Below are 12,655 nucleotides of genomic sequence, written 5' to 3'. Positions count from 1 at the left end.
AATTGACAAGGGGGCATCAGCAACAGAGAGTTTCCTTTAACTATTAAGGTCTTATAACCCGCAGATGCTCTACGCCCTGTCCCGACGCCTGATCTCACTCTGGCAGGAAGTCCGTCACCATCGCCGGGAGCACCGCTTCGTGTTTCGCGACTGGCGCAGTATTGGCGATCTGCAGCGCAGTGCGGCGGTGCTCGACACCCTGCGCTTCAACGACCTGATCCGTCCGAGCCTTGTCGACCCGACACAGGGCGGCGCCGTCACCGTCCTGGCACCGCATCCTGATGATGAAGCCCTCGGCGCCGGCGGTACCCTGCTGGCGCTGCATGACCACGGCATCAGCGTCCGTATCGTGTTTCTTACAGATGGCGAGGCCGAACCCGGCGCCACGCGCCGTCGGCAGGAGGCGGCAGCATCCGCCGCCCGCCTTGGCGCAGAAGCGATCTTTCTCGGCTTTCCTGCCGATGCCATCCCAGTCGATCCCGCCGCCCGGCAAAAGCTGACAAGCGTAATCGGGCCAGCCGAACGGCTGTTCCTGCCCTTCCTACTGGACGACAACGATGATCATCGACGTGTCAGTGAGCTGCTCTGGCGATGCCACGAAGATGGGCTGTTGCCGCCCGCCCTGCAGATCTGGGGCTATCAGGTCTACACACCCATACCCGCCAATGTCCTGGTCGATATCTCGGCATTCGCCGAGCGCAAGGCCGCGTTAATCCATCTGCACGAGAGCCAAATGCAAACGCGTGACTGGGCTCATTTCTCGCTCGGTCTGAATGCCTTCAATATCCGTCTCGTGCGTGGACCGCAAAAGCGCACCATCCGCTATGTCGAAAGCTGGACGGTCCTGCCAGTTGCCGCCTATGCCGATCTCTGCCGCAGCTATTTCGAACCCAATGCCGCGATCTGCTATCGGAACGACGCATACCACATATGAATCACACTGTTGCCACCGCAACGGCCACAGATGCCGCCGCATGCCGTGACTTTCTGGCGCGTCACGGAGTTTTCCCCGGCCATGTCGATTCCCGCTGGGCGACGATTTTAGCATCGCACTACGCCATGCAGGCCACCACATTGCTCGCGCGGACATCCGAGGGTGCGATCAGTGGACTGTTGTTCTGCTATCATCGCAATGGCGACGGGCACACCCTTTACAGTCCGCCTTATGGCCTGATCGCCGGCGACCCTGCAGCCGCAGCGGCACTGCAGCGATCTGCGAGTGAAATCGCCAAAGCTGCCGGGCTCGGACGGACAATCATCACCAGCGGCACAACGGATCTTGCAGGTCCGCATCACCGCTGGAGCAGGCAGAGCATTACACTTGCCCTGCCTCGCCTGGCCGATGACGAAGCGGTTCTGGCCTGGTTGCCGCAGAAAACACGCAACATGGTGCGCAAGGCACGACGCAATGGCCTGAAGATTTCCGACACGCCGCAACACCTGCCGGATTTCTACCGCGTATACCGCAGCCGCCTGACTGAGAAGGGACTGACCCTCAAGCCACCCGGCTTTTTCACCGATATGGCGACCCTGTTCCAGGACGAGTGCCTGCTGCTGACCGCTCTGGAGAATGATACAGTCGCAGGTGCTATGCTTTTCCAGATATCTGGTACTTCAGCGGCTTATCTCTACAACGCAGCGACCGAGCGCGGATTACAGGCAGGCTGCAACAATCTGCTGATGGCAGAAGCCGCCCGCAACCTGTCTGCCCGCGGCATCACCCGGCTCGACCTTGGCGAATCGATGCCAGGTTCAGGCGTATTCGACTTCAAGACCAAGGGCTGCGGCGGTCAGGCCGAAGTGGTGCACTATTACGATTTGATGCGGCTGGCAGATACGCCGCCACCTCGCCTTGCAGTCGGCCTTGCCGAGCGCGTCTACGGTTACGCCGTTTCGCGCAGTGCATTTCTGCCCGCGGCACTCCGTGAAGTTCTGTTGCTAAAGGCTTCAAGCTATGGCCGCGTTCTATAAGCGCCTGTTCCGCCAATTGGGCTATCGCCGCGCCGATATCCGGCTGTTCACACTGCAGCAGCGCGGCGCCAGCCCATTGCAGGTGGATGGTCAGGTCTATCGTTTGCTAGATGCGGCAGACTTCACACGCGACCCGATTTTCGCCGAGAAAAGCCGGCGGGCAACATACATTGCACGCCTCGGCGACGGCCATCAGTGTCACGGCCATGTCGGCACCGATGGCGCCGTGGCGAGCTATCAATGGATCAGCGACGGCGGCATGGTCGCGCCCTTTGAGGCCGGATTGAAACTCGATGTCCCGGCTGGCCACCGTTATATCTGGGATTGTCGCACTGCCGCCTGGGCCGCGGGACGCGGCCTCTATCGTCACGCCCTGCAAACACTCGCGGCGGAAACCGCATACGTAAAATGGATCATCTGCGAGGCCGGCAATGCCGCTTCGGCGCGAGGCATTCTCAATGCCGGATTCGAGCCGGCGGGCAATTTAAAGATTATCTGCGCCGGCCCGTTCTGCTTGCTGCAGGATGGTCTGGAGACTGTGGTCTGCAGAAGCGTGACCCCGCTGGCTTTCCGCCATTGGGGCCACGCGCCACAGGCTTAACGACTAGCGGCCCAGCAAGACAGTGCGGATGCCGCCGCGACGGCAAAGCATCTCGACGGCATGCTCAGGTGCGATATCACTGAAGATCACACGCTTTACATCATCGCTTTCGATTGGAGCGCTGCCGCGATAACCGTACCCTTCGATCACTGCCGTACCGCGTTCAGACGATGAGCCAGCCAGGCGGACGCGATAACCGCAGGCGAACAGCCGGCGCAGCGGCGCTTCGATGTCATGCTCAGCGCCATAGCGCGACAGATGGGTTTCGAAAATAATCATCGGTGCCTGCTCACCTTTCTCGACGGCAGGCAGCAGGCCATTGATGACTTCGACTTCATGGCCCTCAACATCCATGCGGATCAGGTCAATCTGGCGGCCCGCCGCGATCTCGGGCACCGTCGCCGTCTGCACTTCGATCGTTTTACCCGACAGATGCAGGTTCGCATCCGTAGTGTTGTGGAAGGTGTTCAGATTGGACATCTCCGACATGAAAAATGTCCGCTCGCCACTGCGGTCGGACATGGCCTTCTGGTGGATTTCGATATCGTGGTAACCATTCAGCGCGAGATTGCGGCGCAGCAAGGCAACATTAGACGGCGAAGGCTCGACCGCGATCAGTTTGCCGCGCTGGCCGATCAGCGTGAGCTCCATCAGGGCGTAATAGCCAATATTGGCGCCAATATCGAGAACAGTCATGGCCGGCTGCAGCACCTGCTCCAGCATCAGCTTGTGCTCCATCTCGCGACGACCGAACAGCAGCAGGGTCCGCGAGATGCCGCGATCCTCCAGATCGAGCAGCATGCGGTAGTCGTAGATCGGGCGTTCGACAAAGCGCTGCCCCATCAACCGACCGGCCTCAATACGGGCGGCATTCACACTGGCCTGAACCGTCGTCCCAAATCCCCGGGTACGCAGGGTCGTCAGCAAACTCGACAGTCTCGGCATCAAACGCTCCGGTGGGCAAACACGACAGGGGGTTGGCGCGAAAAGTAGTCATTTCCGCCATATAGTCAAAAGGTCCGGCCAGCTTGGCCGGTATTTTTCTCAAATCTCAAGTGTCGGCCAGGTATCAATTCGAACAAGCGATTGCATTTACTGGGGAATTCCTTACCTTGCGGGCATTAACCCCTTGGATCAGGCATGACATTTCCCGTAGATAGTCTGACCCAGTGCGCCATGCTGCCAGTCAATCTAGGGAAGCCCGACCCGCACCTCCTGTCCGCGCGAGACGGCCGCCACCAGACGCACCCGCTTTCAGTGTTCCAGTCATCCTGAATACATGCCGACCGTCGCTATCTTCCTTCAGGGGCTCGCCGCTTTCACGCTGGCCGCATTGGGCGTTTTCATTGGCATGCAGATCGCGGCGCGCACGGGTGCAATGGCAGAAGTGCGGCCTGACCGCTGGCATACCGTCGGTAAGATCCCGAAATTGGCTGGCCCCGGCCTGGCTGCGGGCATGTTTTTGGCTTTGCCGCTCGAACTCTGGCTAATTGCGGCCACCGCGGGGGCCATTGGCATCTATGATGACCACCGGCGCCTAAGCCCAGCGGCCAAGGCCTTGCTGCTGCTGTTGCCCGCCGTCGGCGCCATGCTGGTGACCGGCCTGTGGTGGGTCGGCCCGGCGATCTGGATCGCTGCCAATGCCTGCAACCTGCTCGACCATGCCGATGGGATCGCGGCCGCCACCGCGCTTGCGGCCTGCCTGTTCGGCGGTCATGCGGATGGCGCGATTGCCGCCGCCGCCATTGCCGGTTTCCTGATTTTCAACCTGACCCCGGCGCGGAGTTTCATGGGCGATGGCGGTAGCCTGATGCTGGGCACTGCCTTGGTTCTTCTGTCGATGGGACAGGGGCCTGTGGTGAGCGCGGCCTGGCTGGCCCTGCCCTTGGCCGATTCACTGCTGGTGGTGATCAGCCGCCTGCGGCAGGGGCAAAAGCCTTGGATTGGCGGCACCGATCATAGCGGCCACCGCCTCCTGCGCGCAGGTGTTTCCCCATATCTGCTACCATGGCTTTACTTCGGGTTAACGGCAATCATTGCCACGCTCGCCCGAATGCTTTAGCCCCGATAACGCGCCAGCCAACGCCGCAGAATCTGAGGCAGATCTGAGGGCAGATAGCGCAGAACGATAAGCGCAAAGCGTATCCACAGCAAAAACGAAATTCCGGACAGCGTCCAGCGCGGGTAAGATTGCTGAAAGTGCTTCACGAAGTAATAGCTGGTGCTGCGGGTCTTGTGCCATTCAATGAACGTTCGCGACACATCACTGGTACTCAGGTAATGCGTGATCGGCACATGACCGGCATACCAGATTTGACCGCCCTGTTGCCGCACACGGATGCATAGATCGGCATCATCAAAATGCAGGAACAGATTGTCGTCCATACCCCCCAACCGCTCGTAATGAGCGCGTGAGATCATCATGAAGGCGCCGCTGACAGTCGGAACCTCGACAGGTTCGTAAACCGGTTCATCCTCATGGCTGTGCAACCGAGCGAAATAAGGATGATGTGGGAATATCCGATCCAGGCGCGTCAACTCTACAAAAGCACGCCAAGGCGACAATATCTCACGCCGCCCGCCACGCTGCTCTCGCCCATCGGGATGCTGGAGGCGACCACCCACCAGCCAAGCCTGCGGATGATCTTCAAAGACATCAAGAACTGCGCTAAAAGTACCCGGATCAAGCACGCAGTCCGGATTAATGAAGGCAAGACGGTCAGCAGTCGCAATCGAAGCACCTCGGTTGCACCCCGCAGCAAAGCCGATATTCCGGCCACTCTCGATCAACTGAATACGCGGCTGCTGAAGAGCCAACTCGCGCAGGCGCCTGATCGTTTCCATATCCGATCCATTCAGCACCAGGACCAGTTCAATCAATTCCGGCTGAGCCAACACGCTGTCTATGCACAGCCACAAAACCGGACCGGTGTAATAAATCACGATAATCGCCGAGAGACGGCGCTCGGACGCTGCGATGCTTGATACGGAATTTATAGTGGTCATGCAGGTGAATAACCGATAGTCGGTAAAAAGTCGATTTTCGTTCAGCTCGCTGGCGCAGAAATCTTGGTCTTGAAATCTTCTTCGAGCGGGATATATCGCTCGACACCCAGATCAATAGACCGTCGCAACAGGGACAGGCCCTGCTGGCGTGATTGTGGATCCGGCTGCAGCACGAAAACCCCGCCTTCGTAATAGAGCCCTACGGGATCATCCGAATCCCGCTGCCGCAAACGGCGCGCCCAGATCAGCACTTCGTTATAGTCTCCAAGCGCGAGCCGCCAGGACATGTAACCGATTGGCAGATCGCTACGTTCCGGTGCCAGCACCATGGCCCGATCCAGCCAGCGTGGCCAGCGTGACAGCCGTTCGGCAAAAGAATCACGCAGAGCGGATAGGTTTTGGCTCAAAGCCAATTCGACCAGAAGGTTACTGCCAACGATCGGTAATGCCGGGTTCCGGGTTTCCGGAATTCTGGCATCAAGCATCGCAATCAGCCACTCCAAACGGCGGGCCTCAGTCTCCACCTCCAGCGTATTTGCGGTCGCGCGATCTTTCATACCTTCGATTGCATCGGAAATGATTGCCGCCAGAATGCGGTCGTCTCCACGCAGATCGACCAGGTATGGCGGAGATGCCTGCGGCATTTTGAGCCAGGTGATCGCATGGTCGGCGCTTCTGGCCTGTTGCAACAGCAGGATTGCTGCAGCGAACAGTGTGATAGCGCCGGCACCCGCCAGCCCTCCGGCAAGATAGCGCGCGCGCGCACTCACAAATGATATCGCCGTCGCCTTCGTATGACACAGAGCCGCAACCGCCAGTGCGAAAACCGGCAGTGCAAATGCCAATTCGAACCAGACCCCCGAGGCCAGCAGCCATGCTCCTGCAAAGGCAATGGCATAGGGTCGCTTGGCTGTTGGTGATAGCCACACAGGAATGGCGAGAACAGCAATAGCGAGTACAACGCCCGGCAAGCCTGCCGCCAGTACTGCTTCCATCAGGATATTGTGACTATGGAAATAGTCCCGCTCCAGAAAATCCCACTGGGCACGGTCCCAGAGCGGTGCCTGAACGACATCGAGATGAGTGGCGAAAGCCTCCGGCGTACGTCCCCATCCCAGGCCGATCCACCAGACATCCCATTGCTCACGCATGCGTGCCAGGACGATTTGGGACACCAGAACCCGCGCCCGCATAGATGCCCCCAAATGTGCCGCCAGACCGGAGGCGACCATGATGAACGGGAGCACTGCTGCAGCAACGAGCACTACCAGCCCAAATGACTTAGACTGCAGCCATGGCAGCCGTGCGGCACAGCGCCAGGACAAGGTGCAGAACACGACTGCGAGCAGCGCGATCAAGACGAAGGTCTTGCTGTCAGCAGCGATCAGCAATGCCAACGCGGCGCCCAGAATGGCAATAACGCGCAATGGCCAACCCGGCCCGCCTGGATGGGCAAGTAGCATGGCAGGCAAAGCCAAAGCCGGCCATGCGTAATAAGCCGTGACGAATATCAGCAGCGGATTGTCGCTCAACCGCCCCCAGATGGCGATCAGGGCCACTACCCAGCCTGTTGCGGCAGCCAGATCGGTCAGGAGCCGCCATGCCGCTGCCGAGCGAACTGCCAGGCCGGCAACAATCAACCACAGAGCAAGATCGAGATACCAGATAGCCCCTTGCCCCGACTGGGGCGCACCAAGGACTCCGGCGGTGAAGCTATCATACCACCACGCTCCCACCAGCGACCACGCCGCGAGCACCACCGCCGGCCAGGCTGAACGTAGATCGTCCATGCCAAGCCGCCCCGCTATGGCCAGCGCAGCCAGGGCAAGGGCAGCCAGTGCGGCAGTGGCATGCGCCGCCATGACAACTGGCTCGGCGCGCGCCCATTGTCCGGTTTCAAAGATTGGCAGCGAAGCCAATGGCAAGAGTATAGCCGGCACCAGGACAAGAGCCGGAAGCCTCTGTAGCAGCAACTCCTTATCCATTTCACGTATCGGGTCGGTTGGCCGGCGGCACTCGGGCAAGCTCCGGCCAGAGATCTGCCCAGCAACAAGTATGATCTGCTCGCGGCACAAGGGTGAGGGTCGAGGCGCTCAAACGGGCACGCCGCAGATAGGATTGAGCAACCAGCAGCGGCACTGTTTTGTCACGCTCACCGATAAAATGGCGCTGCGCGATACCGCGCAGAAGCCCGGCGTCGTCCGCCGGATTTAGGGAGTATCGCAGGGGACTATCACCAAAATGACCCGTCCAGGCCTGGTGATCGAGCACGCCAGCAACCGTCACCAGTGCACTGACGTCCTTGCGTCGTGCGGCGAGCAGCGCCGCCATGGTGCCGCCACCGGAATAGCCATAAAGCATCACCGCCCTAAACGCATGCACTGCGACGGCTTGGTCGATTGCCTGGTTCAGAGCTGCCACGGTCTCCGGTGCGAAGCGCCCGGTCGTCCAATAGAGCGGCTCGCAACTCCGGCGATGCGGTCCCTGGGCATATTGGCAGGGCCTAGCCAGGTACAAGACATTTGATGCGGGATGGCGCACTGCCATTTCGAGCGCTGTCGGGCGCTCGGGCGTTGGATCGGAGGAAACTTCCGTGCGGCTTATATAGGAAAGGCCGTCACCTTCAATAAAAATGGCCAATACGCCGTCGGCCGGCTTAGTGATTCGGACGTAACCCGTCAGATCAAAGCGCTCCGTTCGAAAAACCTGCTTCTCCCAGCCGGTGGCAATCTTGTCGGCGTAGGCACCACGGCTAATGAATGGATTGAGATCGGGCGCGCAACTACCAAGCGTCAGCAGCAGCGCGAGTGCAAAAATAAAGAGGGCCAAACCTTGCGGTTTGGCCCTCTCGTTACGCGGAGTATCTGGGTGCAAGCGCGGACTTAGAACCGCAGGCGCAGGCGACCCAGAACCGACCAGACGTCAAGGTCGTCACGGCCCAGCGAGTTGTAGCTCGTCTCGACGGTGCCGCTCAGCGGGCCGGCCGAGAAGAAGTCCACACCGACGCCGACCTGGGCACCGAAGTCTTCATCGTTGGTGAAGGTGCCGTTGCCAATCGCGAGGGAGTCCGGATGCTCGAAGTCCCATTCACCGATCAGCTTGAGGTACGGCATCATGGTGCCCATGGCGTAACCGACGCGACCACCAGCGTAGGCACGGCCGAGCGTGATCGTGTTGCCGGCAACCCGGTTGCCATTCGTCTCGCGATAGCCGTCCTGGTCTTCTTCCATGTACAGAACGCCGACCTTGGGCAGCAGGCGGAAGCTGCCGGCCGAGTAGGTGCCGTTCAGCGAGCCATTGGCGAACCAGCGGGTCGCATCGAAGCTGCCGTGCACCGTGTTGCCGCTACGAGAGCTGTCATAGCTCAGCCAGCTGTAACCAGCGGTCAGATCAGCAGTCCACTGGTTGGTCAGCTTGAAACCGATATACGGCGCGATACCCATGCCATCGTTCTCAAGGCTGCCGGCGCCGCTGCTAAAGGTCGCGGTGCTGATATCAATAGTTTCATAGGTGCCCGAGATACCGATGACCAGACGATCGCTGAGCTTGTAGTCGAAGCCGGCGAGCAGGTTGACGATGCTGCCGTCGAAGGCGGCGCCGGTCTGGCCGTTATCAACATTGGTATAGGCGCCCTGGACCCAAACGCCGAACGGCTTGTCAACCGCGCCAGCATTCCTGCCGGTGTCGCGCGAATTCAGATAGCTGGTAACATTTGCTGCGCCGCCGCCGCCGCCGCCACCGATTGCGTTGCTGATGGCGCCGCCAATGATGGTCGCCGCCTGGGCTGAAGCCTGGGTCGCGGTCTGAGCCGTGACATTCTGGTTCGGGGTCGAGGACACCGAAGAGGCCATGGCAGAACCGGAAACGAACATCCCGATACCAACCAAGCCAAGTGCAACCTTACGCAGCATGCAGAGCTCCTACGGATTATTAGTTGTGCCCCCAGGAAACCCCGGCGGTAAATTTCAAGCTCAGTTCTCGAAGAAAGGGCCCTTTTTGTCAACGGGTTTCGCAGCTTCGACAAAAGCCCACAGCCGGTCGCGGAGCGCTGTTGCATGGAAGACACACCTTGCCTTGCATCGCGGGCTTCGCATTGCAGCACAATAACAGTTTGAAAGTGTTTTATTCGCCACTGCAACTATTAATCGTTGACCCGGTTCAAATCGCCGCCTACACCCGGCGCGCCAATGGCCGGACCGGATTCCATGCAAAACCCTGCCCTGCCCGGGATGTTGCGCTTTGCGCTTTATGCCGGCCTTACCGATATTCAGTCCAGCTTCCGCCGCACCATCCTGGGCCCTCTGTGGTCGACGATCGGGCTGATGACCCTGACAGCCAGCCTCGGAGTATTTTTTGGGACCGTGCTGAAACAGCAACTCCCTGAATATGAAGTATATATTCCATTTCTCGCCGCCGGCCTGATTGCCTGGACCTATCTGGCTAACTGCATCCACCAGAGCTGCAGCCTAATCTGGCAATTCCTGAATACCCTGCGCCACAATCACATCCCCCTGCTGGTGCCAGTTCTGCGGGTCATGGTGCGTAATATCGTATCCCTGCTTGTGAATATCGCCGTCAGCCTTATTGCGATCAGGCTGTTCCTTGCAACCTCGCTCCCGGCCTTCGGGCCGCTGGCTGCCGGCTTGGTGCTATTTGTTATCAATGTGCTGTGGATGAGCTACCTCGCAGCACTGCTCTGTGCCCGCTTCCGAGACCTGCCGCAACTGATCGCCTGGGGTATCCACCTCGCCTTCTTCCTGACGCCGATTCTGTGGCTTGAGTATAATCTCGGCCGATTCTCCTATCTGGTGCAGTTCAATCCATTTTCCTGGTTGATCGCCCTGATCCGTCAGCCGCTGCTCGGCCTGCCCATCAGTCCCGAAACATGGCTGCTAACCGGTATCCTGGCTGGCTTGGGCGTTCTGTTTTGTGGAATCCTTGGCCGCTACGCAGCCCACCGCCTACCCTACTGGCTCTGAGCGATGGCAACACTTGATCTGCAACAGGTAGGCGTCGACTTTCCTTTGTTCTTTGCAGGGGATCGTTCCCTGAAACGGAACCTTGTCGGCACTGTCACAGGGCATACTTCGGCGCAGCGGACGACCGTGCGGGCTCTCCACGATGTTTCCCTCTCCATCCAGCCTGGCGCACGCATAGCTCTGCTGGGCGGAAATGCCGCCGGCAAGACCACCCTGCTCCGGGTTATGGGCGGCCTGCTAGCGCCATCTGGGGGTCGAGCTCGTATCAAGGGGCGAGTTGCCAGCTTGCTGGGGACAGGAATCGGTGTCGATCCTGGATTTACGGCTCGCCAGACCATCATCGGCCAGGGCCTGCTGTATGGCTTTACCCTTACGGAATGCCGCCAGCGCCTTGGGCACGCGGCAGACTTCGGTGAATTAAACGATTTCCTCGATATGCCGCTCACCACATTGGCGCAGGGCCTTCAGGTTCGAGTCGCGCTCGGCATTGCAGTCGCATTCGAAGCGGATATCCTGCTGATCGACGAAATGCTGGAACACCTGACGCCATCCTTTATCGATCGCGTCATCGCGTTTATCGATACCGGGATGCCGAAAGACGCAATCGTCGTGTTGGCCGAGCGATCAGAATCCCTGCTGAAGCGCATCTGCACGCAGTCTGTGGTGCTAAATCAGGGGCGCCTTATCGATCAGGGGGCCATGGCAACCATTGCAGCGCGCCACGATATCCACCTTACCCGTTGACGGGTAATTGCTGGCATACCGCTTTGATGGTAATTTTCCGCCAGTATTTACAATGGAATAGCTCGCGTGTCGCAGATTTCTCCATCGCTTCTGGAGCCCGGTCGCACCGTCTTGATCTCGGGCGGCGCCGGCTTCATTGGCTCGCATCTTGCCGAAGCGCTCCTGGCTCGAGGTATCAAGGTCATCGTTGTCGATGACCTGTCGAGCGGTCGGGTCACCAATCTGCCGATCGGCCACCGGTTACTGCGTTTCACGGAAGCCCGCCTGGGCTCGCCGGCGGGCGACTCAATCTTTGCCGCTGCGCTGGCGGAAGCCGATCTGCTGTACCACCTTGCCAGCCCGATCGGCGTACTGCAGGCGCATGCCGAACGCTACAGTATGGTGCATGAGATGCTGGCGACCGGCCTTAGCGTCAGCGACCATTGCCGTCGTCTGCGCAAACCGCTGGTTGCGATCTCCAGTTCCGAAATCTATGGCCCCGGCGAAGATCGCCCGCTCCGCGAAGACGATCCCTGCGGCTTCGATCTGGCATCGCGCTGGGGTTACGCCACCGGAAAGTTTGCGCTCGAGCAACTGGTCGCCGGTCTTGTGGCCGAACACGGCATTCCCGGCTGGATCGTAAGACCGTTCAATATCGGCGGGCCGCGACAGCGTCCGGAGACCGGGCTTTGTATTGCCGCTTTTGCCGCCCGGATTCGTCAGAACAAACCGCTGGTGATCCATGGTGATGGGCGGCAGCGACGGGCCTTCCTGCATGTTGCTGATGCGGTGAAAGCCTTGCTTTTGATCCCTCAGGCGGCTGACCTGATTGGCCGCCCAGTCAATCTTGGCAGCGACCAAGCCGTCGCGATCCGCGATCTGGCCGAGCGCATGATCACGCTGCTGAATCATTCCAAGGGATGTGAATTTCACCCTTACGAAGAGGTTTTTGGCAACGGCTTTGCGCCGGCAGGAACCCGCGTACCTGACATCAGCCGCCTACGCAATGCGACAGGCTGGCAGGCCGAAAAGCCACTCGACGATGTTCTGCGCGACTGTTTCGACCATCTCGCCGTGCCTGTTCCATGAACGATCCCCTCGACCAGCTCGAAGCGCAGAGCATCTACATCCTTCGCGAGGCCTACAGCCGGATCAAGCCGCTGGCGATGCTGTGGTCGCTGGGCAAGGATTCCAATGTGATGATCTGGCTGGCCAAGAAGGCGTTTCTCGGCCGCGTGCCGTTTCCGGTGGCGCATCTGGATACCGGGCTGGAATTCCCCGAGACCTATGCCTTCCGCGATCGCTATGCCACCGAATGGGGCCTGGAGCTGATCAAGGATGCCTGCCCGCCGCTGGAAGACACCGACCCGACCCT

Annotated in this window: 13 protein-coding genes; 8 read left to right on the top strand and 5 right to left on the bottom strand. The window is 59.8% G+C overall.

Annotated elements, in window-relative coordinates; translation table 11 throughout:
* Positions 1-64 precede the first annotated feature (64 nt).
* The 3 genes from AAG821_RS08860 to AAG821_RS08850 are packed head-to-tail and all read left to right on the top strand — an operon-like array spanning position 65 to position 2,572.
* Positions 65-934 carry a PIG-L deacetylase family protein gene (locus AAG821_RS08860; protein ID WP_341913846.1) on the top strand — a complete coding sequence of 290 codons (870 nt, stop codon included), beginning with the start codon at positions 65-67 and terminating at the stop codon, positions 932-934.
* The gene (locus AAG821_RS08855) at positions 931-1,971 is read left to right on the top strand and encodes a GNAT family N-acetyltransferase (RefSeq protein WP_341913844.1); all 1,041 of its coding nucleotides are present in this window, start codon (positions 931-933) and stop codon (positions 1,969-1,971) included. Before AAG821_RS08860 ends, AAG821_RS08855 begins: the two co-directional genes overlap by 4 nt.
* Positions 1,955-2,572, top strand: a complete 618-nt coding sequence (locus tag AAG821_RS08850) for a hypothetical protein (RefSeq protein ID WP_341913842.1) — start codon at positions 1,955-1,957, stop codon at positions 2,570-2,572. Before AAG821_RS08855 ends, AAG821_RS08850 begins: the two co-directional genes overlap by 17 nt.
* 3 nt (positions 2,573-2,575) lie before the next feature.
* On the opposite strand, the gene AAG821_RS08845 is transcribed toward AAG821_RS08850, so the two are convergent.
* Complete coding sequence (locus AAG821_RS08845; RefSeq protein ID WP_341913841.1) at positions 2,576-3,517, bottom strand: FkbM family methyltransferase; 942 nt, start codon at positions 3,515-3,517, stop codon at positions 2,576-2,578.
* 334 nt (positions 3,518-3,851) lie between these two features.
* Between AAG821_RS08845 and AAG821_RS08840 the strand changes: the two genes are divergently transcribed.
* Positions 3,852-4,634 carry an undecaprenyl/decaprenyl-phosphate alpha-N-acetylglucosaminyl 1-phosphate transferase gene (locus tag AAG821_RS08840; RefSeq protein WP_341913839.1) on the top strand — a complete coding sequence of 261 codons (783 nt, stop codon included), beginning with the start codon at positions 3,852-3,854 and terminating at the stop codon, positions 4,632-4,634.
* Here AAG821_RS08840 and AAG821_RS08835 read toward each other — a convergent pair.
* From AAG821_RS08835 to AAG821_RS08820, 4 genes are read right to left on the bottom strand one after another with little or no spacing between them, the layout of a single operon-like run.
* Complete coding sequence (locus AAG821_RS08835) at positions 4,631-5,578, bottom strand: glycosyltransferase family 2 protein (protein WP_341913836.1); 948 nt, start codon at positions 5,576-5,578, stop codon at positions 4,631-4,633. The two genes, AAG821_RS08840 and AAG821_RS08835, sit on opposite strands and share 4 nt — an antisense overlap.
* Before the next feature lie 41 nt (positions 5,579-5,619).
* Positions 5,620-7,563, bottom strand: coding sequence for a hypothetical protein (locus AAG821_RS08830; protein WP_341913834.1), 1,944 nt, complete (start codon positions 7,561-7,563; stop codon positions 5,620-5,622).
* 1 nt (position 7,564) lies between these two features.
* The gene (locus tag AAG821_RS08825; protein ID WP_341913833.1) at positions 7,565-8,407 is read right to left on the bottom strand and encodes an alpha/beta hydrolase; all 843 of its coding nucleotides are present in this window, start codon (positions 8,405-8,407) and stop codon (positions 7,565-7,567) included.
* A 53-nt stretch (positions 8,408-8,460) separates the two neighbouring features.
* Complete coding sequence (locus tag AAG821_RS08820; protein WP_341913831.1) at positions 8,461-9,489, bottom strand: autotransporter outer membrane beta-barrel domain-containing protein; 1,029 nt, start codon at positions 9,487-9,489, stop codon at positions 8,461-8,463.
* Between the two features lie 294 nt (positions 9,490-9,783).
* Here AAG821_RS08820 and AAG821_RS08815 point away from each other — a divergent pair, with 294 nt between their 5' ends.
* The 4 genes from AAG821_RS08815 to AAG821_RS08800 all read left to right on the top strand — a co-directional run.
* Positions 9,784-10,557, top strand: a complete 774-nt coding sequence (locus AAG821_RS08815; protein ID WP_341913829.1) for a hypothetical protein — start codon at positions 9,784-9,786, stop codon at positions 10,555-10,557.
* 3 nt (positions 10,558-10,560) lie between these two features.
* A complete protein-coding gene (locus tag AAG821_RS08810) occupies positions 10,561-11,301 on the top strand; it encodes an ATP-binding cassette domain-containing protein (protein WP_341913827.1) in 741 nt (246 codons plus the stop codon).
* Positions 11,302-11,367: 66 nt separating this feature from the next.
* A complete protein-coding gene (locus AAG821_RS08805) occupies positions 11,368-12,369 on the top strand; it encodes an NAD-dependent epimerase/dehydratase family protein (protein ID WP_341913824.1) in 1,002 nt (333 codons plus the stop codon).
* Positions 12,366-12,655 (top strand): phosphoadenosine phosphosulfate reductase family protein (locus AAG821_RS08800; protein WP_341913822.1); only part of this gene is annotated, 290 nt, incomplete at its 3' end. The genes AAG821_RS08805 and AAG821_RS08800, both read left to right, overlap by 4 nt.

Origin of the sequence: Ferrovibrio terrae (assembly GCF_943372915.1) — a bacterium.
Lineage (GTDB): Bacteria > Pseudomonadota > Alphaproteobacteria > Ferrovibrionales > Ferrovibrionaceae > Ferrovibrio > Ferrovibrio terrae_A.
Note: the sequence above shows the minus strand (reverse complement) of the source record. Positions and strands in the feature narration are given on the sequence as shown.

What these genes read in the sequence shown, in the direction of transcription:
- AAG821_RS08860 (WP_341913846.1), top strand. Translation starts at nt 65, where the DNA reads ATGCTCTACGCCCTGTCCCGACGCCTGATCTCACTCTGGCAGGAAGTC.
- AAG821_RS08855 (WP_341913844.1), top strand. Translation starts at nt 931, where the DNA reads ATGAATCACACTGTTGCCACCGCAACGGCCACAGATGCCGCCGCATGC.
- AAG821_RS08850 (WP_341913842.1), top strand. Translation starts at nt 1,955, where the DNA reads ATGGCCGCGTTCTATAAGCGCCTGTTCCGCCAATTGGGCTATCGCCGC.
- AAG821_RS08845 (WP_341913841.1), bottom strand. Translation starts at nt 3,517, where the DNA reads ATGCCGAGACTGTCGAGTTTGCTGACGACCCTGCGTACCCGGGGATTT.
- AAG821_RS08840 (WP_341913839.1), top strand. Translation starts at nt 3,852, where the DNA reads ATGCCGACCGTCGCTATCTTCCTTCAGGGGCTCGCCGCTTTCACGCTG.
- AAG821_RS08835 (WP_341913836.1), bottom strand. Translation starts at nt 5,578, where the DNA reads ATGACCACTATAAATTCCGTATCAAGCATCGCAGCGTCCGAGCGCCGT.
- AAG821_RS08830 (WP_341913834.1), bottom strand. Translation starts at nt 7,563, where the DNA reads ATGGATAAGGAGTTGCTGCTACAGAGGCTTCCGGCTCTTGTCCTGGTG.
- AAG821_RS08820 (WP_341913831.1), bottom strand. Translation starts at nt 9,489, where the DNA reads ATGCTGCGTAAGGTTGCACTTGGCTTGGTTGGTATCGGGATGTTCGTT.
- AAG821_RS08815 (WP_341913829.1), top strand. Translation starts at nt 9,784, where the DNA reads ATGCAAAACCCTGCCCTGCCCGGGATGTTGCGCTTTGCGCTTTATGCC.
- AAG821_RS08810 (WP_341913827.1), top strand. Translation starts at nt 10,561, where the DNA reads ATGGCAACACTTGATCTGCAACAGGTAGGCGTCGACTTTCCTTTGTTC.